Genomic DNA, 25,357 nt, shown 5'->3' with positions numbered 1-25,357 from the left:
TCAAATGCACTTTATTCACAGATACTTTTATGCAAATGCTGTTGTGTAACAAGCAATCAGATCACTCATTCACCAATGGGGTTTCCACTTGGAAATTTGGTGGAATAAGCACAGTCTTACGCAATTCAGGTGCGAGTTCAGGATAATCTAGCGTGAAGTGTAAACCACGCGATTCTTTGCGTTGCATGGCACAGCGCACAATCATTTCCGAAACTAAAACCAAATTACGCAGTTCAATTAAGTTTTTACTGACTTGATAGTCCTGATAATACTCGGTGATTTCACGTTTCAGCATTTCAATGCGGTGCAAGGCACGCTCTAAACGCTTGGTGGTGCGTACAATGCCGACATAGTTCCACATGGTTGCGCGTAGCTCATCCCAGTTTTGTAAAATCACCACATCTTCGTCAGGGTTAGTGACTTGAGAATCATCCCAAGCAGGGACGTCAGGCGAGCTATAATCTGCGGTGTAATGAGCTTCAATATGTTTTGCGGCCGCCATTCCATAGACAAAACATTCTAAAAGAGAGTTACTTGCCATACGGTTAGCGCCATGCAAACCTGTATAAGAAGTTTCACCAATCGCATATAAACCTGCAATATCGGTTTGGCTATGTTCATCCACCATCACACCACCACAAGTGTAGTGGGCAGCAGGTACAACAGGAATCATATCAGTGGTGATATCAATACCCAATTCCAGTAAACGTGCATACAGCGTTGGGAAGTGTTCCTTTACAAATTCTGCAGGTTTATGAGTGATGTCTAACCACACATGGCGAATACCTAAGCGTTTGATTTCATAGTCAATTGCACGTGCGACAATGTCACGTGGTGCCAACTCTGCACGCTCATCAAAACGCAGCATAAAACGCTCACCATCGGGTAAACGCAAATATGCACCTTCACCACGCATGGCTTCAGTAATTAAAAACGAACGTGCTTGGGGATGATACAAACAGGTCGGGTGGAATTGATTAAACTCCATATTTGCCACACGGCAACCTGCACGGTATGCCATGGCCATACCATCACCTGTGGCAATGTCTGGGTTAGATGTATATAGATAGGCTTTCATTGCACCACCGCAGGCAAGTGCGGTAAACGGAGCAAGGAAGCTATGCACTTTTTGTGTTTTTTCATCTAGTGCATATAAGCCTAAAGTGCGATTGCTTTCATTTAAACCTAATTTTTGCGAGGTAATTAGGTCAATCGCAATAAAATTTTCAAAAATGGTGATGTTTTGCTGTTCTTGGACACGTTGTACTAAAGTGGTCGAAATTGCGCGTCCTGTTGCATCGGCTGCATGAATAATACGTCGCTGTGAGTGACCGCCTTCACGGGTTAAGTGCAACTGTTCTTGTTCATCTAAAGTAAATTGAACACCTTGTCTCAGCAGAAAATCTACCGAAGGTTTGCCGCCTTCTACGGTTTGTTTGACGGCATCCATTTCACATAAATGCGCACCTGCAATCATAGTGTCATCTATGTGTTGTTCAATTGAATCTGTTTCATCAAGCACTGCCGCGACACCGCCTTGCGCATAGAAGGTGCTGGCTTCAGTGAGGGTAGATTTCGCCAAAACGGCAATATTGAAATGCTGGGGTAATGAGAGCGCTAAACTCAAACCTGCACCACCACTTCCCACAATAATCACATCAAATTGATGTGTTGTGTTTAAATTAGGCATGTCCATCAGCTAATTTGAAAAAAGTTGGATAATGACACCCCTTTTTACAGAAAAAGGCAAGTGCGAAGTGGATTTGAATAATGAAAAAAAAGAATAAACTGGCAACTTTTATGGAATATCCCACTTTTATTGTGATTCGATTCCACGCTTTTCATTTATAGCACTTTGGCGCATCATTTTTGATGGGTCAAATATAAGATGCTATCTCAGCTATCCTCCACAGTGCCTGCCAAACCGTAATTGAAAAAGATTCAACATTTTATTACGCAAAAGCCTATTATTTTGTGCTAAATAAGGTGAGTTCAAAGTCATAATTATTATTGAGTGAATGCTATTTATGAAAAATCGCAACTTAAAAAAAGGTTTATATGCGGCTGTTTTTACTATGGCAACTGTGCAGACTCAAGCAGCACCACCAGTAGACTTTTCTAATTTGGTTGAGCAGGTTAGTCCTGCGGTGGTGAGTGTCAATGTTGTCAAAAAAATGAGTCAGGAAGAACTCTTACAACAACAAGTTCCAGAAATTTTACGCCGTTTTTTTGGCAATCAAGTGATTATTCCTCAACAGCAAATTCCACAAGAAAAAACAGGTTACGGCAGTGCCTTTTTTATCAGTAAAGATGGATACCTTTTAACCAATCACCACGTTGTTGAAGATGCTTCTAAAGTTACCATTGTACTGAATGACCGCCGTGAACTTGATGCAACTGTCGTGGGTAGTGATGAACGTACCGATGTCGCGTTATTAAAAGTGCAGGGCAGCAGTTATCCAGAACTGCGTACAGGCAATGTCGATCAATTACGTGTAGGTGAGCCTGTACTTGCGATTGGTTCACCATTTGGCTTTGACTATTCTGCATCGGCAGGAATCGTGAGTGCCAAAATGCGTAATATGATGGGTGAAACTTCAGTGCCATTTATTCAGACCGATGTGGCGCTTAACCCAGGTAACTCAGGCGGGCCACTATTTAACCAGCGCGGTGAAGTGGTCGGCGTGAACTCCCGTATTTTTAGTGGTACGGGTGGTTATATGGGCTTGTCATTCTCCATTCCTATTGATGTTGCCATGGATGTTGCCGATCAGTTAAAGCGTAACGGTAAAGTGACTCGTTCTTATTTAGGGGTGAGTTTGCAAGATATTGACCGCAATTTGGCAGAATCTTATAAACTCAGTAAGCCTGAAGGTTCATTAATTACTCAAGTTGCACCAAACTCACCTGCGGCACGTGCAGGTTTGCGCGCGGGCGATGTGATTCTTAAATACAACGGCACACCTATTTCCAGAACGTCTGAATTGTTGAACTATTTAAACCGTTCAGTGCCAAATCAAAGTATTCAGCTTGAAGTATTACGCGATGATAAACGCCGTAATATTACCGCTACGGTGAGCACAGCACCTGACGACACGCCTGCCAAAAACAACCCTGATACCGCAGCCAAAGGCCCTGTTTTAGGGGTGTCGATTCGTGATTTAAGCGTTGCAGAACAACGCCAATTAGATATTAAAGGCGGTGTGTTGATTCAGGAAGTGCGTCGTGGTGGTTCGGCAGCTCAGGCACGTATTATGCCAGGTGATGTGATTGTGCAACTGAATAACACCACCATCCAAAATGCCAACCAATTTGTTGAAACAGTATCTACCTTGAAACAAGGTACAATTGCGCGTGTGGTGATTATCCGTCAAGGGCAACGTGCGATTATTGGCATGCGTATTCAATAAGTTGATGTGGCATAAAATCGTAAATCTATCTAAAATTTAGAATCTTGCTAAACTTTAAATAGCCACTTATTTTAAGGAAGTCGCTCTTGAATTAGGGCGACTTTTTTATGTAACTCGGTATTTTTGTTAGACTAGACCGACATCGCCGTTTTAGTTAAAAGGATGACATGAGCAGCATATTTGATTTAAAAATCACCGTACAGCCAGAACATATTGATATTTTAGGGCATGTAAATAATGTGGTGTATGTGCAGTGGATGCAGGATGTAGCATCGGCACATATCGAAACATTAGGTTTAGGGGTGCTGGAATACTTAAAACTAAAACATGCGATGGTGGCGGTGGAACATCATGTGCAATATCGTAAAGCGGCACTCGAAGGTGAGGAGCTGATTTTGCGTACATGGTTAAGTGATTTGAATGCGTTGTATTCATTCCGCCAATATGCGTTTTATCGCCCTCAAGATAAAAGTCTGCTGTTTATGGGCAATACACAATGGGCTTGTGTGGAAATTGCTACAGGTCGTCCAAAACGCATGTCACCGACATTTACGCAAGCCTATCAACCCCTTGCTGCTGATGTGAATCCGTTGGATTTTAGTGAGTATGATTCATTAAGATGAGTTGAAGCACCAAGTGTAGCGTCATTGAAAGTTGCTGCATGTTATTGCTGTCGATGTTGTTAAAGAGGGTATTCACCTGTTTCAAATAGCATGAAGTATTCTTCAATTCTCACTTTAATTACGACACACATCTCTGCATAAAAAGCCTGAAACTCTCGAATAAAAAGAAAAACGCGTGAGGCTGCAAAAGGAAGTCATTATTATGGATACATTGAAAAATCCATCTGCTATAATCCTTCGCAATTTCTATTCGGCTTTTGCTCTGCATGAATTTTGAGGTGCAGAGCGTGTTATTTTTCAAGGTAACCCATGGCGCAAGCTAAAAAAACTGTTGATATTAAAAACATCCGTAACTTTTCGATCATTGCCCATATTGACCATGGTAAATCGACTCTAGCAGATCGTTTCATTCAAACCTGTGGTGGTTTACAAGATCGTGAGATGCAAGCTCAGGTGTTGGATTCTATGGAGCTTGAGCGTGAGCGTGGGATTACCATTAAAGCCACCTCAGTGACTTTATACTACAACCATCCAAATGGTCAGGAATACCAGTTAAACTTCATTGACACCCCAGGACACGTTGACTTTTCCTATGAAGTATCACGTTCTTTGGCAGCTTGTGAAGGTGCGCTATTGGTAGTCGATGCGGCACAAGGGGTAGAAGCGCAATCAGTTGCAAACTGCTATACCGCAATTGAGCAAGGCTTAGAAGTTTTACCTGTACTGAATAAAATTGATTTACCGCAGGCAGAACCTGAGCGCGTGATTCATGAAATTGAAGAAATTATTGGTATCGAAGCGCAAGATGCACCCACCTGTTCGGCTAAAACAGGTTTAGGCATCGACAATGTATTAGAAACCTTGGTGAATGTCATTCCTGCACCACAAGGTGATCGTGATGCGCCATTGCAAGCCTTAATTATTGACTCATGGTTTGATAACTATTTGGGCGTTGTGTCGCTGGTACGTATCAAGCAAGGTCGCGTGCGTAAAGGCGATAAAATGTTGATGAAATCGACAGGTCAAACGCACATTATTACCTCAGTTGGTATTTTTAATCCAAAACATACCGAAACAGGTATTTTGGAAGCAGGTGAAGTTGGCTTTGTTATTGCTGGTATTAAAGATATTTTTGGTGCGCCAGTGGGTGATACCATCACACTCGCAACTACACCAGAAGTAGAAACCTTACCAGGCTTTAAAAAAGTTAAGCCGCAGGTTTATGCAGGTTTATTCCCAATTGATGCCAGCGACTTTGAACCGTTCCGTGAAGCCTTGCACAAACTACAAATTAACGACTCAGCTTTGTTCTTTGAACCTGAAAGTTCAGATGCTTTAGGCTTTGGTTTCCGTTGTGGTTTCTTGGGCATGTTGCACATGGAAATCGTACAAGAGCGTTTAGAGCGTGAGTACGATTTAGACCTAATTTCATCAGCTCCAACGGTTATTTATGAAGCTGTGATGAAAAATGGCGAAACGGTTTATATCGACAGTCCATCTAAAATGCCTGATGGTTCAACTGTAGAAGATTTGCGTGAACCGATTGCGGAATGTCATATTTTAGTGCCGCAAGAATACTTGGGTAACGTCATGACCCTATGTATTGAGCGTCGTGGTGTGCAAAAAGACATGAAATTCTTGGGTAACCAAGTGTCTATTACTTTTGAAATTCCAATGGCAGAAGTCGTGATGGATTTCTTTGATAAATTGAAGTCATGTTCACGTGGTTTTGCATCGTTAGATTATAACTTTGTGCGTTTTGAAAGTTCATCTTTGGTTAAAGTAGATGTACTGATTAACGGTGAAAAAGTTGATGCCTTAGCGATGATTTGTCACCGTCAGGATGCACGTCACCGTGGTATTGCCTTGGTTGAAAAAATGAAAGACTTGATTCCGCGTCAAATGTTTGATGTGGCTATTCAGGCTGCCATTGGTGCACAAATTATTGCGCGCTCAACCGTGAAAGCGATGCGTAAAAACGTACTTGCGAAGTGTTATGGCGGTGACGTTTCTCGTAAGAAGAAACTACTTGCCAAGCAAAAAGAAGGTAAGAAACGTATGAAGCAAGTGGGAAGTGTTGAAATCCCGCAAGAAGCTTTCTTAGCTGTACTTAAAGTCGAACGCTAAAATTATAAGGATAATAAACCCATGGATTTTGATTTTAATTTGATTCTCGTTCCTGCCACATTATTTTTTATTGCGGTGTGGCTGCTCGATAAATTTGTATTTAAGCAAAGAGCAACGAAAGGGCGAGGCAATGAAAACTTCATTATCACATGGGCTTATGATTTTTGGCCTGTTTTGGCAGTGGTGATGGTACTGCGTTCATTCCTGTATGAACCATTTAATATTCCGTCAGATTCTATGGTGCCAACCTTAGAAACGGGCGATTTTATTTTGGTGAACAAGTTTGAATATGGCGTGCGTTTGCCAATTATTAACAGCAAAATTATAGATGTGGGTTCGCCTGAGCGTGGCGAAGTTGCGGTGTTCCGTTATCCACCACAACCAAGCATTAGTTATATTAAGCGTATTGTCGGTTTACCAGGCGATCATATTGTTTATGATCATGGTCAGCTGAGCATTAATGGCGAGAAAGTAACGAAAACCCCAATCCAGTTTAGCCGTGAAAAAGACAGTCTAGATACACCTACTTCAATTTACCATCAGGAAACTTTAGGGGCGCATACATTTACCATGCGCGAGCTTGAAGGTGTAAACGTGGCGCGTCAGGCACCATTCCTGAACTATGTAGACAATGGTAAATATTCAGCAGAAAATGGTTTATATTGGGAAGTCAAAGTACCTGAAGGTCATTACTTCGCGATGGGGGATAACCGCGATCAAAGTGCTGACAGTCGTTTTTGGGGTTTTGTACCAGAGGAAAACCTAACAGGTCGTGCATTCTATGTGTGGATGCATAAAGAGCCTGGGTTTAATTTGCCGTCATTTAGTCGTAACGGCAAAATTGATTAATACAGCAGATTAGGAAAATAAAAAATGCGTCATCAACAAGGGGCATCCTATATTGCAATTTTAATTGCAATTATTGGTTTTGCATTTATGGCAAAAGTGGCAATTGCGGTTTGGGGACCATATTTCGATGATCGAATGTTGGACAATCAAATTGAAGAGCAATTGTTGAATGGGCCAAAAAACCTATCACCACAAAAGTTTATTGGTGAAATGGACAAGCGTTTAAGCATGAACAACATTCGCGATATTAAATTTGCAGATGTAGCTCAAGTGACCAACGTAGATGGTTTAGAAGTGAAAAAAGAATATGAAATAAGAAAACCTTTCTTATTGAATATTGATATTGTAATGAAGTTCGAGAAAAGTTTTGATCAAAGCTCAGTCCAAGCTAAATGAGACCCGTCTAGCCAGCCGAATCGGTTATCAGTTTAAGCAACCTGAATTGCTTAAACTGGCTTTGACTCACCGCTCGGTGAGTCATAAACACAATTACGAACGTCTGGAATTTCTAGGCGATTCGTTATTGGGAATGATTGTTGCCAATTATTTATATGTGGCTTATCCACATGAAAATGAAGGGCGTTTAACGCGCATGCGGGCAACACTGGTACGTCAGGAAGCCTTAGGCAAAATTGCCAATGATTTAAAGCTCAGCCAAAATTTAATTCTCAGTACGGGAGAATTGAAATCTGGCGGTCATCATCGTGAGTCTATACTGGCAGATACCGTAGAAGCGATTATTGGCGCTATTTATGTCGATAGCGGTGATTTGAATTTGCTGCAAACGATTGTGCTAAAATGGTACAGCCCTTATTTAGATCATATTGAGCCAACTGATCAACTCAAAGACCCTAAATCACGCTTACAAGAGTATTTACAAGCACGTAAAAAACCTCTCCCGGTTTACGAGGTTGTAGATATTCAGGGCGATGCACCGAATCAGCATTTCATTGTGGAATGCCGAGTCGATAGCTTACCTGTAATGAAGGGTGAAGGTTCGAGCCGTCGCTTTGCCGAGCAGGCAGTTGCGGCAGATATTTTAAAATTCTTGGAGCAAAAGTCTGAATGACCATCCATTCCGATCACGTAGATGCTGATCACGAGTCGAATAACGACGCCAATGACCTAATTAACCAATTCTTTAGCGGTCAGGGAACTGAAATTCCATCTGATTTCCGCAGTGGTTTTGTTGCGATTGTTGGTCGCCCGAATGTGGGTAAATCGACCCTCATGAACCACTTATTGGGTCAAAAACTATCCATTACTTCACGTAAACCGCAAACCACACGTCACAAAATTGTGGGAATTGATTCACGTGAAAAATCTCAGGCTGTGTTTGTAGACACACCAGGGATGCATAAAAAAGAAGTCCGTGCCATCAACAAAATGATGAACCGTGCTGCATCATCTGCTTTGCGTGATGTGAACTTGGTTTTGTTTGTGGTGGATGCACAAAAATGGACGCAAAATGATGAGTTAGTCCTAGAAAAGCTGAAAAATGCAGAAATGCCAGTGATTCTGGTGATTAACAAACTCGACACTTTTGAGAATAAAAATCAGGCTTTGCCGATTATTCAAGAACGTGCCAAGTTAATGAACTTTGCCGAAATTGTACCTGTATCGGCATTGCGCGGCGCGAACCTAGATCATTTGCGTGACACGATTGAACGCTATTTGCCATTCCAGCCACCGTTGTATTCGCTAGATCAAATCACAGACCGTTCAGAACGTTTCTTGGCATCTGAAATTATCCGTGAAAAGATCATGCGCCAATTGGGCGAAGAACTGCCTTACGATTTAACCGTGCAAATCGAATCATTTAAAACTGAAGATGCGGTTTTAAATGAAAAAACGGGTCGTATGAAAGCACCATGTACCTATATTGATGCCACTATTTTTGTAGATCGCTCTGGTCAAAAAGCCATTGTGATTGGTGAAAAAGGCGCGAAGCTGAAAAAAATTGGTATGGATGCACGGGTCGACATGGAAAAAATGTTCGAGCAAAAAATCATGCTGACGCTTTGGGTGAAAGTCAAAGGTGGTTGGTCTGATGATGAACGTGCATTAAAAAGCTTAGGATATAGCGATATCTAAGTTTGACGAAAAGGGAACTGTGATGATGAAAGTGTTGGCCATTGTGGCATGTATGTTTGTCTTGCAAGGTTGTATTCACAAAGTTGTGACAGTTCCCGTAAAAGTTGCCTACAAAACTACAAAGGGTGTGGTGAAAGGCACTGCTGCTGTAGTTGGTGCTGTCATTCCAGATGGTGATGACGAAGAAAAATCCAAACAAGAATCCTCTAAAGAACAGGATTAATTGACGCTATCATGCGTAATGAAATCTTGCATGGTTATTTAATCCATCATCGAAAATACCGCGAACGTAGCCATATTGTGCACTTGTTTACCCGCGAACATGGGCGGGTTCATGGTATTTTAAGACAAATGCCACCGCCACAATATCAACCGATTCGCATACAAGCTTCGGGAAAATCAGACCTTAAAAATTTCACCAAGCTGGAAATTGTCAATCAACCGGTTTTCTTCTTTGGTGATGCATTTTTTTCAGGCTTTTATTTAAATGAAATCGTGCTGCGCTTATGTTCTGCCGAAGTGGAAATGCCAGAAACTTTTGTGCAATATCACCAGACTTTGGCGCATTTACAACACTTATCTAGTCAAGAAAATCCCAATCTATTCTTAAGACAAATTTTGCGTCAGTTTGAACATACTTTATTGGAAGAATTAGGCTATGGGATTGATTTTTCAGTCGATGCGAACCAAGAGCCGATTCAGCCCAATCTACATTATCATTTTCAACTGAATGATGGTTTTATCCCCACCGCGCAAGTATCACGAGCAAATTTGCTTGGCGCACAGATCCTGAGTATGTGCGACTATGAAAAAGGTAGGGATTTTAATCCAGAGCAGTTACAATTACTGTCTCGGCTGTATCGACAAATGATTAGTTCACTGTTGGGTGATCGACCCTTAAAAAGTCGCCAATTGTGGATTCAGAATTCTCAAACCCAAGCGTAATTTAGGAATCTATTATGGCTTTACTCGGTGTCAATATTGACCATGTGGCAACTTTAAGACAAGCGCGTGGCACGAACTATCCAGACCCTGTGAAGGCCGCATTAGTTTGTGAACAGGCGGGTGCAGAGGGGATTACTTTGCATTTGCGTGAAGACCGTCGTCATATTCAGGATGATGATGTGCGTCGTATGCGTCCGTTGCTAAAAACTCGTATGAATTTGGAAATGGCAGTTACTGAAGAAATGATCGAGTTTGCCAAAGAAATTCGTCCACAGCATGTATGTTTGGTACCTGAGCGCCGTGAAGAAGTAACCACTGAAGGTGGTTTGGATGTAGTAGGCAATTTTGCAGCAGTTAAGGCCGCTACTCAGGAATTAACAGCAATTGGCTGTGATGTGTCACTGTTTATTGATGCAGATCTTGCACAAATTGATGCGGCCGTTGCATGTGGTGCACCGACCATTGAAATTCATACAGGCGCGTATGCCAATGCAGAAAATGAAGCTGCACAGCAAGCCGAATTGACCCGTATTGTTCAGGGCGTAGAATATGCAGCTAGCCGTGGCTTAGTGATTAATGCAGGGCATGGCTTGAACTTGGACAATGTAGGTGCAATTGCCGCTATTCAACACATCCATGAGTTAAATATTGGTCATGCTTTAATTGGTGATGCTGTATTTGTCGGCTTGGAACAGGCTGTTAAACGCATGAAAGCTGCGATTGATGCAGCGCGTTAATCTGCATATTTAAAATTGAAAGATAAAATTTGAAACGTTATGTCCAGCATAAATTATGATGAATTGATGCAGCCTGTGATAGCATTTTTAGGCTGCGAAACACCCAAAGAATGGTTGAACGAAGCATTAAATAATTTAGATATTTTGATGCAAGATCATGCTAACTGTGAGAAAAAAGCAGCAGGCACAGCCATGAATCTGATGTTTCGTTACAGCTTTTTTACCGATTTGCAGGTCAAACTGGCACAGTTGGTACGCGAAGAAATGCTGCATTATGAGCAGGTGCTAGAGTTCATGGCAAAGCGTGGGCAAATGTGGCAGGGTTTAAGTGCAGGGCGTTATGCAGGCGGTTTACGTAAAGAAATCCGTACCTATGAACCTGAAGCACTAATTGATGTTTTGGTGATAGGTGCCTTTGTAGAAGCACGTTCATGCGAGCGGTTTTATGCGCTTGCGCCATTGGTAGATGAAGAATTAGGTAAGTATTACCGTTATTTACTGAAATCAGAATCACGGCATTATGAAGATTATTTGGCACTGGCTTTGGATGTAGCAAAAACAGCAAAACTGAAAAACCCTGAAGAAGATATTCAGGGGCGAATTCAGCATATACGTGAAGTGGAAAAGAATCTTATTTTAAGTCCAGATGATCTGTTCCGTTTTCATAGTGGTGTGCCTGTGCAAGCCGCTTAAAACTTGTAGATGATCTAAGATAGAAAACGGAACTTCGGTTCCGTTTTTTTATCAATCAAGTTATTGCTTAGGTATTTTGATTGTGGATTGTTGCCTAAGTCACTTAGAAATGATCAAGGCTAAGATTAGGAATTACATTAAGCTGAATTGCCCAAAACAGTTACATTCATCTTTTTGAACGATTAAGGCATGAATCGCTGCTTGGTTATTTACAGACCACATCATCCATAAATTTTAGGCAATAAAAAACCCAAGTCGTTATGCTTGGGCTTTTTAGAATTTGGCTCTCCCACCTGGGCTCGAACCAGGGACCTGCGGATTAACAGTCCGTCGCTCTACCGACTGAGCTATGGGAGAATCTGAATGCGATTATAAGCAGATTTAAGCAAGGGTCAAGCATAAATTGTCATGTTTCTTTCATTTTGACTTTATATGCTTTTTATTTGAACAAAAAACAAAATTTTATTAAAAAATCACCCACAAGACTTGCGTTACACAAAATCGGTTGTTAGTCTGAGTGACAGAACAAAGCGTTTAAGTAGCATCTTAAACAGTGTGGATTTAACCCAACTTGCCAGCACTAAAATGGCTAAATCGGAGTAAGCGAATGAATACGCTCAGCATTTCTGACATTTTTTCTCAATTTTCTTATTATCAAGAACATTATCTTTCTATCTTGTCTACGCCTGAACAATACTACACTGCTGTAGAAGGCGCGTTTATTCATGTCTGGCCTTTGGCACCTCAAGATTTGTATTTGGGCGATTTATTGAAGTTGTGGTTTAGTGAAAAATGGCTCATTCAATCGACCTGCCAATTGCTTTCAGACCATCCAGACAACGGCACCAAAAAACCATTACAGCGTGATCATGATTTATATTTGTACCAACTGGCGGGTAGTGCGCTTTCGGGGAGCAACCGTTCACGCGTGTGGTCTGTGTCTGAACAAAAACAATTGCGTGTAGAATTAGACTCTGCTTTTCGCTATTTATGTGAATATAAAGCGACAACTCAACCTGTAGTGTCTAAATCAGAGTTGATCGCAGCATTGAAAAACAGTATCTAATCTAAATAGTATTTAATCTAAGATGATTTATCATTTCAGCCAAATAGATTTGTATTGAATTGAGCGAAATGACTTGCACTAAAATAGTGTTCTAAACTGCGATAAAGATTTGCGAACAGCTTGAAAAGGATATTCAGCCGTGTGGATTAAAATATGCATTGCCATGCTCGCATTTGCTGCAAATTCCTTGCTGTGTCGTTTGGCATTGGCTGAACAGCAAATTGACCCTATTAGTTTTAGTTTGCTCAGGGTTGGCAGTGGAGCAGTGTGCTTAGGACTGTTCTATGCTGTTTTGCAGGTTCAACAACCAATTCAATTCCAATGGAAATCTGCACTCAGCCTTGCTGTATATCTGCTCGGTTTTTCGTTAGCATATTTGCATATAGACGCAGGCATAGGCGCATTGATTCTATTTGGCGCAGTGCAAATCACCATGATCAGTTATGCGATTTTGCATGGTGAGCGTATGACTTTGCCGCGCTGGGTCGGGTTAGGTTGTGCTATATTGGGGATGGGTTTGTTGCTATTGCCTGAAGCCAGTACGCCAACGTTCAAATATGCATTGATGATGTTACTGGCAGGTATTGCATGGGGTTTTTACAGTATTGCTGCAAAGACGATGCAGCATGCTTTAACCAATACTCTATCTAATTTCATTCTGGCGACACCACTTGTTGCTGTATTTTTTCTTTGGCATTTACCTGAAAGTTTTATCACTTGGCAGGGTGTGGTTTTGGCAGTGTTGTCGGGTGCATTGGCTTCGGCTGGCGCGTATGTGTTGTGGTACAGCATTGTGAAAAAAATTGATCACATTACCGCAAGTACTGTGCAACTTTCTGTACCGTGTTTGGCGATTTTAGGCGGTGTGATTTTTTTAGGTGAACAACTCACCCTGTTGATGGTCGTGGCAACCTTGATCGTGTTGTGTGGTATTTTGATGGTGATTTTAACCAAACCTCGTGTATAAAACTGTTTAGATTGCTGTTGTTTTGATTTTTTTGTATTGGAATTTTTATATCAATCAAGAAATGATCTTGAGGCTTTTTAAAAGCGTTATTTGTGATCTCTCTCCTCAGAAATGAGGAAAAATGATGAGTGAAAAAACGCAATTAAAAACAAAAACCCACGATTCAATCGTGGGTTTTGTTCATCTAAACAGGTTTAGATTATTTTGCAGCTTTTTCAGCTTCGATTGAAGCAATCGCTTCATCTACACCTTCAATTGATTCAGCAGCTTTTTTGATACGTGCAAGCGCATCTACAAGTACTTCGTCTGCAGTTGCATAAGAAATACGCATGAAACCACCTAAACCGAACGCATCACCAGGAACAACGGCAACACCAGTTTCTTCCAATAACCAAGCAGAGAATTCTGTGCAAGATTTTAAGCCTTTCGCACGAATTAATGGTTTGATGTTTGCATACGCATAGAACGCGCCATCTGCAGGTAAGCAAGAAATACCTTTGATGTCATTCAAGCCATTTACAACTAAGTCATGACGGCGTTTGAATGCTTCAACCATTGGCTCAAGTACGTCTTGTGGGCCGTTCAATGCAGCTTCTGCAGCAACTTGTGAAATAGAAGTTGGGTTAGAAGTCGATTGAGATTGAATTTTCTTCATCGCACCAATCAGTTTAGCAGGGCCCGCTGCATAGCCAATACGCCAGCCAGTCATTGCATAAGCTTTAGACACACCGTTTAATACGATTGTGCGGTCATAAAGTTCTGGTGCAACTGTTGCGATGTTATAGAACTCATCATCCCAACGGATTGGTTCATACATATCGTCAGATGCAATGAATACTTCAGGGTATTTACGTAGTACAGCAGCCAAAGCTTCTAATTCAGCTTTGGTGTAGATCATACCTGTAGGGTTAGATGGGCTGTTTAACACCACTAAACGTGTTTTGTCAGTGATCGCAGCTTCTAATTGTTCAGGCGTGATTTTGAAACGTTGTTCTTCACCACATTCCACAATGACTGGCACGCCTTCAGCAATAATCACCATATCTGGATAGCTTACCCAGAACGGTGCAGGGATAATCACTTCATCACCCTTGTTTAACAAAGCCAACGCCAAGTTAAAGAATGATTGCTTACCACCACAAGACACCAAAATTTGGTTCGCTTGGTAGTCAAGATTATTGTCACGTTTTAATTTTGCGATAATGGCTTTTTTAAGACCAGGCGTACCGTCAACAGCAGTATATTTTGTAAAACCGTTATTAATTGCTGCAATAGCTGCATCTTTGATGTGTTGTGGTGTATCGAAATCCGGTTCACCTGCACCCAAACCAATAACGTTATGACCCGCAGCTTTAAGTTCAGCGGCTTTATTGGTTACTGCAAGTGTTGGGGACGGTTTGATGGCATTGACACGATCAGAGAGACGTACGTCCACGGCATATTCCTTCTTATAGGGATAAAAAAATAAAAAGCATATTATCTTAGCTTAAATTCGATGTCTGCGTCGTTTAAAATTGCATCAAATTAATAAAAAATCACCAAATTAGACCAATTTCCTATGAAATCGTGATTAAAACTGCTGTGAGGTGGAAGTTTCTCGCATCGGGCGGCAAAAAACTTTAAAATAGTCCAAATTTTATAAGAGTGATGGTCATGAGTAAGCAGCAGCCTACTTCAAAAAAACCATTGGTGAATCTCCCATTCCCAATGCCAAATACAGCGCAGGATAATGATCAGGCGGTACATAATTCAGTGCGTCCTAAACCTGAGCAATATGCCGATAAGACTTGGCCACCGCCACGTGGTACTCGTCGTTCGATGGGTAAGCGCTAAAAAAAATGCCACAATTACGTGGCATTTTTTATTGATGGGGATTTAAAAGTATTGAAATTAACGAACATGCTTACGCGCTTTGTTGGCAGGTTTTGGCGGCGAGATTTCACGTACGCCATGCCATACATAGCTAAAATCTTGCTCGTTGATATTATACAATTCCAATAAAGCCAAAATCGCTGCACCAAATAGCATTGGGCCTTCTGAATTATTTTGGAACTCGAATACCTTACCATTTAAGTTGTGCAAAATATCCTGAATTTCAAAGACCCGATCACGCCCATTGCTGTCAGTTGGGTACATTTGTGTATTCAATATGATTTTAGCCAAGGCTTTTTCATTATCGCTCAATGCCAAGACTTCAATTAATTCATCGGTGGCAGGGGTAAAAATCACAGAATCACGGTAAATGGTGTGTAGTAATTTTTGCGTTAGTTTAGGCAATGCTTTTTCGACAAAAGGACGAAACGACGCAGGAAAAATCACATTATGGGCAATGCCTTTAAACATAGGGGCAATTTCTTCAACCGTATAACCTGCAATACCACAACCAATTGAAGTTAAAAAATACTTCATTTTAGGATGGTTTTTGGCATAGATTTTAAAGTCATCCACATAGTGCTGAATTTGCGATAGTGGCATTTGTTGTAAATGTTCATTCATGGTTGGAATGGCAAAACTTTGTCCTGCCCAACCGCGCCCGACGCCTTCAACGGCACCAAAAAATTCTTTGGCTGTTCGTGCTGCACCACCTGCATGTTGTCCTGCCATGTTACTGCCAAATACGAAAACAGTATCTTCAGGGAGGCTTTTGATAATTGATTCGTCGTGATATTGGTAAGTCATGAATGTGTGCTTTTATGGTTGTCGTCCTGAAATTTCATGTTGCCTTTGAATAGCCAGTGGGTCAAGTCTTAAAGCAGTTTCCCCGTGCTCAATTTAGTCGTAGCACATCTTCGTTCTAACAGCGTCCACTACAGAATTAAAACCGAGCAATGGCTTTGTAGCTACGCAACATCGCCACAACATATTCGGATGTCCTGAGTGTAGGCAAATCTGCTAAAATATTAGGTCGCATCAAACCTGAGAGCTGCATTTGTGAGTGATAAGCAACCTTTCGATTTAGTCACCAACTATCAACCTGCGGGTGACCAACCACAAGCCATTGAAAAATTGGTTCAAGGGATAGAACAGGGCTATCATGATCAGCTATTACTTGGGGTTACAGGCTCAGGTAAGACTTATACCATGGCCAATGTGATTGCCAGAACACAGCGTCCGACCATTGTCATGGCACATAACAAAACGCTGGCAGCGCAGTTGTATGGTGAGTTTAAAGCGTTCTTTCCGAACAACGCAGTCGAATATTTTGTCAGTTATTATGACTATTATCAGCCTGAAGCCTATGTACCATCTTCCGATACTTTTATTGAAAAAGATGCGGCTATTAATGATCATATTGACCAAATGCGACTCTCGGCCACACGTGCTTTGCTAGAGCGTCGTGATGCCATTATTGTCGCATCGGTATCTGCAATTTACGGTTTGGGTGACCCCAATGCTTATATGAGCATGTTGCTGCATGTGGTGCAAGGTGATCGGGTGAATCGTGATGATTTGATCCGTCGTTTGGTGGAAATGCAATATAGCCGTAATGAGCTAGAGTTTTTGCGCGGTACTTACCGTATTCGTGGTGAAATTTTAGATATTTTCCCTGCTGAATCTGATCAGCATGCTATTCGCATAGAATTATTTGATGATGAAGTCGATTCGATTCGTTGGTTTGATCCATTAACAGGCAAATTGGTGCGTAAAGTGCCGCGCGTGACTATTTATCCTAAAAGTCACTATGTTACGCCTAAGGATAATTTGGAACGTGCGATTGGTACCATTAAAGAAGAACTAAAAGAGCGTTTGGTGTTTTTTCGCGAACATGACAAATTGCTAGAAGCGCAGCGCATAGAACAACGTACCCGCTATGATTTAGAAATGATGCAGCAATTGGGCTATACCAACGGCATCGAAAACTATTCACGACATTTGTCTGGACGACCTGCAGGCGAAGCACCGCCCACTTTGTTTGATTATGTACCTGATGATGCCTTGCTGATTATTGATGAGTCGCACGTGACCGTTCCGCAAATTGGCGCGATGTATAAAGGTGACCGATCACGTAAAGAAAACTTGGTGAATTATGGTTTCCGTTTACCTAGTGCGTTAGACAACCGTCCAATGAAATTTGAAGAATGGGAGCGCATCGTCCCATCCACAATTTATGTGAGCGCTACACCTGCACAATATGAGTTGGAAAAATCGCAACAAATTGTAGAGCAAGTGGTGCGTCCAACAGGATTGATTGACCCAGAAATTGAAATTCGTCCTGTGTTAACGCAGGTGGATGATGTGCTGTCTGAAATCAATTTGCGTAAAGAATTGAATGAGCGGGTGTTGGTCACCACTTTAACCAAACGCATGGCTGAAGATTTGACCTCGTATTTAAAAGAATACGGCATTCAAGTGGCTTATTTACACTCTGATATTGATACCGTAGAACGCGTCAAAATTATTCACGAATTACGTACAGGCGTGCATGATGTCTTGGTTGGCATTAACCTGTTACGAGAAGGTTTAGACATGCCTGAAGTGTCTTTAGTGGCAATTTTAGATGCCGACAAAGAAGGCTTTTTACGTTCAGAACGTTCGTTGATTCAAACCATTGGACGTGCAGCACGTAACTTGAAAGGTAAAGCAATTTTATATGCAGATCGCATTACCGATTCAATGCAAAAGGCGATAGATGAAACAGAGCGTCGTCGTGCCAAACAAATTGAATTTAATGAATTGCACGGCATTACTCCACGTAGTGCAGTGCGTCAGGTGATTAAAGAAATCGACACAGGTGAAGTGCTGAACGATGAGCAAATTGATGAAAAAATCAATGCACAAAGCCGTGCTTTAAGTGACGATGAACAGCACATTTTGGCTGATCCTAAACTGTATGCCAAACATATTGCCAAACTTGAAAAAGAGATGTTGAAAGCATCTAAAGAACTGCAATTTGAACAAGCGGCTCGTTTACGTGATGAAATTTTGCGTTTAAAAGCGCAAATGTTGCAATCTGGCTAAATTGGGGCGAATTGCACTGTCAGTGTAAGTGCGAGTTTGCATACTAAACTTGCTATGTAAAATTTGAGTTGCAAAAATTACATATCCATACAGTAAATTGAAATGCTTGCGGTTATTTTTGAAGAAGATAAACAAAATTGACTGAACATTAGAGTTTAGAGGTTGGGACAATGGCTAAAAAACTTCCGTTTGCAGGTGCGCGACTTGCCAAAATTGCCCTTGGTGGTGTGGTGCTGATTGGTTTGGGTGCTGCGACTATGGCATATTCCAAAACCAATGAACCGATGAAAACGGTAGAAAAAGTCGAATTAGATAAATATTTAGGCGTTTGGTATGAGGTTGCAAGAAAGCCTTTATATTTCCAAAACAAATGCGGTTCAAATGTAACAGCAGCATATACATTGAATGAAAATGGCAATGTGCAGGTGGATAACCGTTGTATTGCAAAAGATGGCAAACAAATGCGTGCTTTGGGCGAAGCTTTTGTACAAAATGCGCCTTTTAACAGCAAACTCAAAGTTAGCTTTTTACCTGAAGTCATTCGTTGGTTGCCTGTAGGGCGTGGTGATTATTGGGTGTTAAAGCTAGATGATGACTATCAAACTGCCTTGGTGGGTGAACCACGCCGTAAATATTTATGGGTACTTTCACGTACGCCGCATCCTGATCAGGCTGTCGTGACTGAATATCTGAACTATGCCAAATCACTCGGTTATGACTTAAGTGATGTGATTTATACCAGACATACGCAAACTAAAAAGTCAGACTAAGTTGCAGCAGCTCCAGAGCTACTTATAGATATAAGCAGACAAACGTATGCAGACCAATTGACCACGCAAAAGCTGCGTGGTTTTTTATATCCTGTCATTTTAAATTTTGAACATTCGATCAATCTCTAAAACAACGTATATATGAGTATAATGCCGACTGATATAGGGGAGAGTCGGATGTATAAAGGCATTGCACTATCGGTTTTAGCATCGGTCACTTTTGGGGTGCTGTATTTTTATACCCAATTACTCAAACCTTTAGACAGCGAAGAAACTTTTGCGTGGCGTATGTTGGCAACTTTGCCATTCCTAACTTTGTTTATGTGGTGGTCGGGAGATTTAAAACATATTTCCGCGATTTTTCAGCGGCTCAAACAACAACCACAATTCATACTTTGGCTGATTTTTAGTTCTTTTTTATGCACTACGCAATTGTGGTTATTTTTGTGGGGGCCGATTAACGGGCGTGGTTTGCAGGTTTCTTTGGGTTATTTCTTATTGCCTTTGATCATGGTTTTGCTTGGCTGTGTGCTATATAAAGAAAAGTTATCGACTTGGCAGATGGCAGCAGTTGCCTTAGCCGTGCTAGGTGTCAGTCATGAAATCTGGCGCATTGGCACGGTGGCGTGGGAAACCTTATATGTGGCATTTGCCTATCCTTTATATTTCTTTTTACGTCGGGTCTTTCAAACCGATCACTTGGGCGGGTTTTGGTGGGATTTACTGCTAGTTATTCCTGTCGCGGTATATTTAGGCTTTTATTATAGTGACAGTGTAAATGTCATCGCAGCTTTTCCATATTTAATTTGGTCGGTACTTGGATTGGGCTTTTTAAGTGCATTGGGACTTGGCAGTTATATTTTGGCCAGCCGCCATTTGCCTTTTGTGATTTTTGGTTTACTGAGTTATTTAGAACCTGTGCTGTTGGCTTTTGTGTCTATGTTGTTAGGTGAACGAGTTGAAGCAGGGGAATGGCTGACTTATATCCCAATTTGGTTGGCAGTTGCATTATTGGTGGTTGAAGGGTGCTTGCATTTAAGAAAGCAAAAAATGAATCAGCAAGATTTACAGCGGAAAATTCAACAGTCATCTGAATAATAAAAGCCGTCGTTATGGTGAGATATTCAAATTTCCAAGAGGATAATGAGGTTTGGCATCATCCTCCTTTTCGTCTAAAAAATTGAACTTTTGTTGAAAAAACTAAAATCACAAAAATAATTACAACTATTTTATGAATTTATAGTGAATATATAGGAAAATATTCGGGTCAGTACCAGCTTTTGATTCAATCTTGACGACAATTCCATTACAATTATCGGGTTTTGAAATTCATGCCTAGATATACAATTAATTAGAGGACGTATCTGTGAGCAAAGAGACTATCATCGCCCTACACGCAGAGCACCAAGGTCGCTGGAAAAACCGTGAAGAAATCGCGGAACGTATGATTGCTTTACTCGGTCAGTTGTACCGTGAAAAAAATATCATGGTTTCAGTTTTTGGTCGTTCTTTAGTTAACCGTTCTGTGATTCAAATTTTGAAAGCACACCGTCGTACTCGTATGATGGACGTAGAACTTTCAGTTGTTCACACTTTCCCATTGCTTGAAGCTTTGGCAAAAGTAGACAACATCGGTTCAGCAGAAATCGACTTAGGTAAACTTGCTGTTGAATATAAAGAAAAAGGCGGCGATGTAAATGCATTTGTTGCAGACGCTGTGAAATCTTTAGCGGGCAATCCAACAACTGTAGAAAGCAAAGATGTTGTACTTTACGGTTTTGGTCGTATTGGTCGTATCCTTGCGCGTTTAATCATTGGTCAATCTGGTCTTGGCCGTGGCTTAAACCTTAAAGCAATTGTGGTACGTAAATCATCTGATGGTGATTTAGAAAAACGTGCGTCTTTATTGCGTCGCGACTCTATTCATGGTCCATTTGCAGGCACTATTTCTGTAGATGAAGAAAATGAAGCAATTATCGCAAATGGTAACTTCATTAAAGTGATCTATGCATCTAACCCATCTGAAGTAGACTATACGGCTTATGGCATCAACAATGCATTAGTGATTGACAACACGGGTAAATGGCGTGATGCAGAAGGTCTTGCACAACACCTTCAATGCCCAGGCGCTGCACGCGTAATTTTAACTGCACCTGGTAAAGGTGACATGAAAAACGTGGTTTACGGTGTTAACCAAGCTGACATTCTTGATGAAGATACCATCATTTCTGCGGCAAGCTGTACAACAAACGCGATTACACCAACTTTAAAAGTGTTGCATGACAAGTACACCGTTGTGAATGGTCACGTTGAAACTGTTCACTCATTCACTAACGACCAAAACTTGATTGATAACTATCACAAGGCAGATCGTCGTGGTCGTGCAGCAACATTAAACATGGTTATTACCGAAACAGGTGCAGCAAAAGCAGTGGCGAAAGCATTGCCTGCATTACAAGGTAAATTAACAGGTAACTCTGTACGTGTTCCAACGCCAAACGTATCACTTGCAATCTTGAACTTAACGCTTGAGAAAGAAGTAGATCGCGAAGAAGTGAACGAATACATTCGTCAAATTTCAATTCACTCTAATCTTCAAGGTCAAATTGGTTATACCAACTCGACTGAAGTGGTTTCAAGTGACTTCATTGGTTCGCGTACTGCAGGTGTATTTGATGCGCAAGCAACCATTACTTCAGGCAACCGTTTAACTGCTTACGTTTGGTATGACAACGAAGTGGGTTATAGCTGCCAAGTATTGCGTATTGCTGAACAAATGGGCGGCGTAAGCTATCCTAAAGTTCCTGCTGAAACAAATGCATAATTTGTAGATACAGAATTTAAAATCAAAAAGAGCTTCAAATGAAGCTCTTTTTTTTGCATTTATTTCATTCTTAAATATAAGGATGAGTGTTGAAATTTCCACCTAATACGCTATCCTAAACTTACCAAAATAAAGTCTATGCTAAAAAGTAAGTAGATTTGATTTTGCTTTCAAGCTTTCAAAGCCTGAACAATAGAAATAACAGAAGGATACCGTTATGCAATATGCAACCAGTCACTTACTCGGGCAAGTCCTTGCTAAAGATTGTCCATCACGGATTCGTTTAGAACATTTAGCCAATAAATGGTCAATGTTGGTGTTGCATTGTTTAAGCGAAGGTTTGCACCGCTTTAGTGAGCTAAGACAGCGCATTGAAGGGGTGAGTGAAAAAATGCTGGCGCAAACCCTGAAAACTCTTGAGCAAGATGGGTTAATTTTACGTACAGTTTACCCAACGGTGCCGCCTAAAGTGGAATATCAACTCACTTTTGAAGGCTCACAAATTGCAGCAAGAGTGAATCAACTGATTGAGTATTTAGAACAGCATTTGCCTGAAACTTCACAGCAATCTTCTCACTAATGGATTACTCATCTTTTAGGGAAGTCGCTGTAGATGTTCCTACTCCAAAGCACATTCTGGATGATTAAATAGTGCGTCGATGTGAAAAATCATAACGATCAATCAGCAAAATCCCGATGGCAAATACCAAAATACTGACAACACAACCCATCCAGCCCCGGTGTTGCCATGCGTAGACCGCCGTCAGTGAACCAAGTGCTGCACCTGAAAAATAAATAGTCATATATACCGCATTAATGCGGGAACGTGCGGTGGCATCAATTCGGTACACCAAGTTTTGATTCAATACGTGAAAAGCAGTTAGACCAAAATAACTCATCAATACGCCAACGGCATAAGCCACAATATTCTGCTGTGCAAAAAAGAGTGGAATGCAAGAAAACAACATCAAGCCAATACATAATATTGCGACAAAATTCTCACGACCTTTGCCGACCGTTTTACCCGACCAACTTGACGAGAAAATTCCAATCACACCCAATAAACCAAAAAGCCCAATTTGAAAATCACTAAAATAATAAGGCGGATTGGCTAAAACAAAAGTCATGGAAGTAAAAACCAAGGACAAAATGGCAAAGCCCAAAGCGCCCGCGCACGCTCTACGAATTAAATGTGGTTGGGTTATAGCCAACTGAATTAAAGAACGATAAATGCCTGCCACAGTCAAATTTTTATTGGCAGCTGTAGAGGGAAGTTTTGTCCACATTAAGCCTGCAAAAAGTAGGGTGATGATGCCGCTGCTGAAATAGACAGCTTCCCAAGACCAATAGGTCGATACAAAACCCGCGAAAGTGCGCGATAAAATAATCCCCATTACCAAGCCACTCATCAATTTGCCGACAATGGCAGCACTCGATTCAGGTGGACTGATGCTAGATGCAAATGGAATAAGCACTTGTGCAGAAATCGCACCAAAAGTGGCACATACGGTAAAGAAATACAGCATGGCTAAATTGCTGCTAAAAGACAGCAAAATTTGCGAAAACGCAGCAAAAACCATCAGACTGACAATCAATATACGCTTATTTAGCAAGTCACCTAAAGGCACGAGTAACATTAAACCTAGTCCATAGCCTATTTGTGCCAAAACCACAGCAAAGCCTGCCTGACTGGTGCTAATTCCTAAACTTTTTTCAATTGAATAAATTAAAGGCTGATTAAAATATGCCGATCCCGCACACAAGCCACAGGCGGTTGCCATGAGTAAAATAAATTTAGGCGATAAAGCAGGCGTGGTTGTGGTGGCAACAGCATTAGACATGGCGGCAGAAAGCAAACAAGGGTTAAAGCACTATAAGAACTTAGATGGCGAAGGAGAAATAAGAAAAAACGATCATATCATTGCTAAAAGAAATGAGTGTTTTGAACAATCAAGGATAAAAAGCATCTACGCATACGATTGCATAAATATAATTCGAGAAATTCTCTAAAATATGGCAGAATATACGGCTTTTAAAGTTTTAGAGGATTGGCAAGATGCGCTTTGTTGATGAAGCAGTCATTACCGTAGAGGCTGGCGACGGTGGCAATGGCGTAGCCAGTTTTCGCCGAGAGAAATTTGTACCATTTGGTGGGCCAGATGGCGGTGATGGTGGTCGTGGCGGCAGTATTTTTATTCAAGCCGACGACAACGCAAGCACCCTTGTAGATTATCGTTATACCCGTAAATTTCGCGCTGAACGTGGTAAAAACGGTTCGGGCGCAAACTGTGCAGGTCGTGGTGGTGAATCTGTCGTTTTGACCGTTCCAGTGGGCACAACCATTGTTGATACAGACTCTGGCGATATTATTGCAGATTTAGTCGAAAGCGGTCAGAAAGTATTGGTCGCTCAAGGCGGTGATGGTGGTTTAGGGAATACTCACTTTAAATCATCTACCAACCGTACACCACGTAAATTCACGCATGGTACGAAAGGTGAGTTTCGTGAAATCCGTCTGGAGTTGAAAGTCCTTGCCGATGTAGGCTTGCTGGGCATGCCAAATGCGGGTAAATCGACCTTTATTCGTGCCGTGTCTGCGGCAAAACCAAAAGTTGCTGACTATCCATTTACCACCATGGTGCCAAATTTAGGCGTGGTGGATGCAGATCGTCATCGTTCTTTTGTCATGGCAGATATTCCAGGACTAATTGAAGGTGCAGCAGAAGGCGCAGGTTTGGGGATTCGCTTCCTGAAACACTTGGCGCGTACTCGTATTTTACTGCACATTGTGGATGTTCAACCTATTGATGGTTCTGATCCTGCGTACAATGCCAAAGCAATTCTGCAAGAGTTGGAAAAATTCTCTCCAACTTTGGCAAAGTTACCAATCGTGTTGGTGTTGAATAAACTTGATCAACTTCCTGAAGATTCACGTGAAGAATGGTGTAAACACATTCTTGAAGAATTGCAGTGGGATGGTCCTGTGTTCAAAACTTCAGGCTTAATGTCTGAAGGTACACAGCAAGTGGTGTATTACTTGATGGATCAAATTGAGCAACAACGTGAACGCGAAGTTGAAGATCCTGAGTACGCAGCAGAAATGAAAGCATTCCGTGATCAGCTGGAAGCTGAAACACGTGAACAAACCATTGCCGCGAAAGAAGCGTATCGTGAGATGCGCCGTCAGCAACGTCTTGCAGGTATGTTGGGCGATGACGACGAAGACGATGATGGTGAAGATGGCGAAGTAGAAGTGTACTACGTACGCTAAGCGCTACAAAAAGTGACTGAGG

General features: G+C 41.4%; 25 protein-coding genes and 1 tRNA gene. 21 read left to right on the top strand and 5 right to left on the bottom strand.

The genetic code is table 11. The features are described 5' to 3' along the window. Window positions 1–61 precede the first annotated feature (61 nt). Window positions 62–1,696, bottom strand: coding sequence for an L-aspartate oxidase (nadB, locus tag E0H79_RS06205; protein WP_096901101.1), 1,635 nt, complete (start codon window positions 1,694–1,696; stop codon window positions 62–64). A gap of 331 nt (window positions 1,697–2,027) precedes the next feature. Here nadB and E0H79_RS06200 point away from each other — a divergent pair, with 331 nt between their 5' ends. The 11 genes from E0H79_RS06200 to E0H79_RS06150 all read left to right on the top strand — a co-directional run bounded on the left by E0H79_RS06200 (window position 2,028) and on the right by E0H79_RS06150 (window position 11,478). Then, on the top strand, window positions 2,028–3,410 hold the full coding sequence (locus E0H79_RS06200; protein ID WP_131261155.1) for a Do family serine endopeptidase: 1,383 nt from the start codon (window positions 2,028–2,030) through the stop codon (window positions 3,408–3,410). A 167-nt stretch (window positions 3,411–3,577) separates the two neighbouring features. Further along, complete coding sequence (locus E0H79_RS06195) at window positions 3,578–4,033, top strand: acyl-CoA thioesterase (RefSeq protein ID WP_004971726.1); 456 nt, start codon at window positions 3,578–3,580, stop codon at window positions 4,031–4,033. Window positions 4,034–4,342: 309 nt separating this feature from the next. Continuing rightward, window positions 4,343–6,160 (top strand): translation elongation factor 4, encoded by a 1,818-nt coding sequence (gene lepA / locus E0H79_RS06190; RefSeq protein WP_004971725.1) that lies wholly within the window; start codon window positions 4,343–4,345, stop codon window positions 6,158–6,160. 21 nt (window positions 6,161–6,181) lie between these two features. Then, entirely contained in the window at window positions 6,182–7,009 is an 828-nt protein-coding gene (lepB, locus tag E0H79_RS06185; protein WP_004971724.1) for a signal peptidase I, read from the top strand. A gap of 24 nt (window positions 7,010–7,033) precedes the next feature. Then, complete coding sequence (locus tag E0H79_RS06180; protein ID WP_004971723.1) at window positions 7,034–7,405, top strand: DUF4845 domain-containing protein; 372 nt, start codon at window positions 7,034–7,036, stop codon at window positions 7,403–7,405. After that, on the top strand, window positions 7,377–8,078 hold the full coding sequence (gene rnc / locus E0H79_RS06175; protein ID WP_004971722.1) for a ribonuclease III: 702 nt from the start codon (window positions 7,377–7,379) through the stop codon (window positions 8,076–8,078). Before E0H79_RS06180 ends, rnc begins: the two co-directional genes overlap by 29 nt. Further along, on the top strand, window positions 8,075–9,103 hold the full coding sequence (gene era / locus E0H79_RS06170; protein WP_004971721.1) for a GTPase Era: 1,029 nt from the start codon (window positions 8,075–8,077) through the stop codon (window positions 9,101–9,103). The genes rnc and era overlap by 4 nt, the downstream gene beginning before the upstream one ends. 22 nt (window positions 9,104–9,125) lie before the next feature. Next, window positions 9,126–9,326, top strand: coding sequence for an NF038104 family lipoprotein (locus E0H79_RS06165; RefSeq protein WP_019837686.1), 201 nt, complete (start codon window positions 9,126–9,128; stop codon window positions 9,324–9,326). 8 nt (window positions 9,327–9,334) lie between these two features. Continuing rightward, window positions 9,335–10,048: a DNA repair protein RecO gene (gene recO, locus E0H79_RS06160; protein ID WP_171458215.1), complete on the top strand. Its 714-nt coding sequence runs from the start codon at window positions 9,335–9,337 to the stop codon at window positions 10,046–10,048. Window positions 10,049–10,059: 11 nt separating this feature from the next. After that, entirely contained in the window at window positions 10,060–10,785 is a 726-nt protein-coding gene (gene pdxJ / locus E0H79_RS06155; RefSeq protein WP_026438307.1) for a pyridoxine 5'-phosphate synthase, read from the top strand. A 39-nt stretch (window positions 10,786–10,824) separates the two neighbouring features. Then, a complete protein-coding gene (locus tag E0H79_RS06150; protein ID WP_004971715.1) occupies window positions 10,825–11,478 on the top strand; it encodes a tRNA-(ms[2]io[6]A)-hydroxylase in 654 nt (217 codons plus the stop codon). 281 nt (window positions 11,479–11,759) lie between these two features. On the opposite strand, the gene E0H79_RS06145 is transcribed toward E0H79_RS06150, so the two are convergent. Beyond that, window positions 11,760–11,835 (bottom strand) — tRNA-Asn (locus tag E0H79_RS06145). A 250-nt stretch (window positions 11,836–12,085) separates the two neighbouring features. Here E0H79_RS06145 and E0H79_RS06140 point away from each other — a divergent pair. Both E0H79_RS06140 and E0H79_RS06135 read left to right on the top strand, forming a co-directional pair. Beyond that, complete coding sequence (locus E0H79_RS06140) at window positions 12,086–12,544, top strand: hypothetical protein (protein ID WP_131261153.1); 459 nt, start codon at window positions 12,086–12,088, stop codon at window positions 12,542–12,544. A 139-nt stretch (window positions 12,545–12,683) separates the two neighbouring features. Next, a complete protein-coding gene (locus E0H79_RS06135; protein WP_096901096.1) occupies window positions 12,684–13,511 on the top strand; it encodes a DMT family transporter in 828 nt (275 codons plus the stop codon). 199 nt (window positions 13,512–13,710) lie between these two features. Here the strand turns inward: E0H79_RS06135 and E0H79_RS06130 are convergent, their stop codons facing one another. Beyond that, on the bottom strand, window positions 13,711–14,946 hold the full coding sequence (locus E0H79_RS06130) for a pyridoxal phosphate-dependent aminotransferase (RefSeq protein WP_131261152.1): 1,236 nt from the start codon (window positions 14,944–14,946) through the stop codon (window positions 13,711–13,713). A gap of 218 nt (window positions 14,947–15,164) precedes the next feature. Between E0H79_RS06130 and E0H79_RS06125 the strand changes: the two genes are divergently transcribed. Beyond that, entirely contained in the window at window positions 15,165–15,344 is a 180-nt protein-coding gene (locus tag E0H79_RS06125) for a hypothetical protein (RefSeq protein WP_004971707.1), read from the top strand. 57 nt (window positions 15,345–15,401) lie between these two features. On the opposite strand, the gene E0H79_RS06120 is transcribed toward E0H79_RS06125, so the two are convergent. Beyond that, window positions 15,402–16,190 carry a hypothetical protein gene (locus E0H79_RS06120; protein ID WP_131261151.1) on the bottom strand — a complete coding sequence of 263 codons (789 nt, stop codon included), beginning with the start codon at window positions 16,188–16,190 and terminating at the stop codon, window positions 15,402–15,404. Window positions 16,191–16,442: 252 nt separating this feature from the next. Between E0H79_RS06120 and uvrB the strand changes: the two genes are divergently transcribed. From uvrB to E0H79_RS06095, 5 genes are all read left to right on the top strand, one after another. Further along, entirely contained in the window at window positions 16,443–18,470 is a 2,028-nt protein-coding gene (gene uvrB, locus E0H79_RS06115) for an excinuclease ABC subunit UvrB (protein WP_104851763.1), read from the top strand. Window positions 18,471–18,640: 170 nt separating this feature from the next. Then, a complete protein-coding gene (locus E0H79_RS06110; protein WP_004971700.1) occupies window positions 18,641–19,240 on the top strand; it encodes a lipocalin family protein in 600 nt (199 codons plus the stop codon). A 177-nt stretch (window positions 19,241–19,417) separates the two neighbouring features. Continuing rightward, window positions 19,418–20,338, top strand: coding sequence for an EamA family transporter RarD (gene rarD / locus E0H79_RS06105; RefSeq protein WP_004971698.1), 921 nt, complete (start codon window positions 19,418–19,420; stop codon window positions 20,336–20,338). A gap of 268 nt (window positions 20,339–20,606) precedes the next feature. Then, window positions 20,607–22,064 carry a glyceraldehyde-3-phosphate dehydrogenase gene (locus E0H79_RS06100; RefSeq protein ID WP_004971695.1) on the top strand — a complete coding sequence of 486 codons (1,458 nt, stop codon included), beginning with the start codon at window positions 20,607–20,609 and terminating at the stop codon, window positions 22,062–22,064. A 217-nt stretch (window positions 22,065–22,281) separates the two neighbouring features. Continuing rightward, window positions 22,282–22,644 carry a winged helix-turn-helix transcriptional regulator gene (locus tag E0H79_RS06095; RefSeq protein ID WP_004971692.1) on the top strand — a complete coding sequence of 121 codons (363 nt, stop codon included), beginning with the start codon at window positions 22,282–22,284 and terminating at the stop codon, window positions 22,642–22,644. Window positions 22,645–22,708: 64 nt separating this feature from the next. On the opposite strand, the gene E0H79_RS06090 is transcribed toward E0H79_RS06095, so the two are convergent. Then, window positions 22,709–23,905: an MFS transporter gene (locus tag E0H79_RS06090; RefSeq protein ID WP_131261150.1), complete on the bottom strand. Its 1,197-nt coding sequence runs from the start codon at window positions 23,903–23,905 to the stop codon at window positions 22,709–22,711. On the opposite strand from E0H79_RS06090, the gene E0H79_RS06085 reads away from it, so the two are divergent. Both E0H79_RS06085 and cgtA read left to right on the top strand, forming a co-directional pair. Beyond that, window positions 23,886–24,074, top strand: a complete 189-nt coding sequence (locus E0H79_RS06085) for a hypothetical protein (RefSeq protein WP_131261149.1) — start codon at window positions 23,886–23,888, stop codon at window positions 24,072–24,074. The genes E0H79_RS06090 and E0H79_RS06085 overlap by 20 nt on opposite strands. Window positions 24,075–24,120: 46 nt before the next feature. Next, the gene (gene cgtA / locus E0H79_RS06080) at window positions 24,121–25,335 is read left to right on the top strand and encodes an Obg family GTPase CgtA (RefSeq protein WP_004971687.1); all 1,215 of its coding nucleotides are present in this window, start codon (window positions 24,121–24,123) and stop codon (window positions 25,333–25,335) included. Window positions 25,336–25,357 lie beyond the last annotated feature (22 nt).

It is taken from the genome of Acinetobacter sp. ANC 5045, assembly GCF_004331005.1.
In the GTDB taxonomy this organism is placed as follows: domain Bacteria; phylum Pseudomonadota; class Gammaproteobacteria; order Pseudomonadales; family Moraxellaceae; genus Acinetobacter; species Acinetobacter towneri.
The sequence above is the reverse complement of the archived record's forward strand: the minus strand, read 5'-3'. Positions and strand labels throughout refer to the sequence as shown.

Excerpts from the sequence above, each read along its gene's own strand:
- nadB (WP_096901101.1), bottom strand. The coding sequence starts at position 1,696 with ATGGACATGCCTAATTTAAACACAACACATCAATTTGATGTGATTATT.
- E0H79_RS06200 (WP_131261155.1), top strand. The coding sequence starts at position 2,028 with ATGAAAAATCGCAACTTAAAAAAAGGTTTATATGCGGCTGTTTTTACT.
- E0H79_RS06195 (WP_004971726.1), top strand. The coding sequence starts at position 3,578 with ATGAGCAGCATATTTGATTTAAAAATCACCGTACAGCCAGAACATATT.
- lepA (WP_004971725.1), top strand. The coding sequence starts at position 4,343 with ATGGCGCAAGCTAAAAAAACTGTTGATATTAAAAACATCCGTAACTTT.
- lepB (WP_004971724.1), top strand. The coding sequence starts at position 6,182 with ATGGATTTTGATTTTAATTTGATTCTCGTTCCTGCCACATTATTTTTT.
- E0H79_RS06180 (WP_004971723.1), top strand. The coding sequence starts at position 7,034 with ATGCGTCATCAACAAGGGGCATCCTATATTGCAATTTTAATTGCAATT.
- era (WP_004971721.1), top strand. The coding sequence starts at position 8,075 with ATGACCATCCATTCCGATCACGTAGATGCTGATCACGAGTCGAATAAC.
- E0H79_RS06165 (WP_019837686.1), top strand. The coding sequence starts at position 9,126 with ATGATGAAAGTGTTGGCCATTGTGGCATGTATGTTTGTCTTGCAAGGT.
- E0H79_RS06150 (WP_004971715.1), top strand. The coding sequence starts at position 10,825 with ATGTCCAGCATAAATTATGATGAATTGATGCAGCCTGTGATAGCATTT.
- E0H79_RS06140 (WP_131261153.1), top strand. The coding sequence starts at position 12,086 with ATGAATACGCTCAGCATTTCTGACATTTTTTCTCAATTTTCTTATTAT.
- E0H79_RS06125 (WP_004971707.1), top strand. The coding sequence starts at position 15,165 with ATGAGTAAGCAGCAGCCTACTTCAAAAAAACCATTGGTGAATCTCCCA.
- E0H79_RS06120 (WP_131261151.1), bottom strand. The coding sequence starts at position 16,190 with ATGACTTACCAATATCACGACGAATCAATTATCAAAAGCCTCCCTGAA.
- E0H79_RS06110 (WP_004971700.1), top strand. The coding sequence starts at position 18,641 with ATGGCTAAAAAACTTCCGTTTGCAGGTGCGCGACTTGCCAAAATTGCC.
- rarD (WP_004971698.1), top strand. The coding sequence starts at position 19,418 with ATGTATAAAGGCATTGCACTATCGGTTTTAGCATCGGTCACTTTTGGG.
- E0H79_RS06095 (WP_004971692.1), top strand. The coding sequence starts at position 22,282 with ATGCAATATGCAACCAGTCACTTACTCGGGCAAGTCCTTGCTAAAGAT.
- E0H79_RS06090 (WP_131261150.1), bottom strand. The coding sequence starts at position 23,905 with ATGTCTAATGCTGTTGCCACCACAACCACGCCTGCTTTATCGCCTAAA.
- cgtA (WP_004971687.1), top strand. The coding sequence starts at position 24,121 with ATGCGCTTTGTTGATGAAGCAGTCATTACCGTAGAGGCTGGCGACGGT.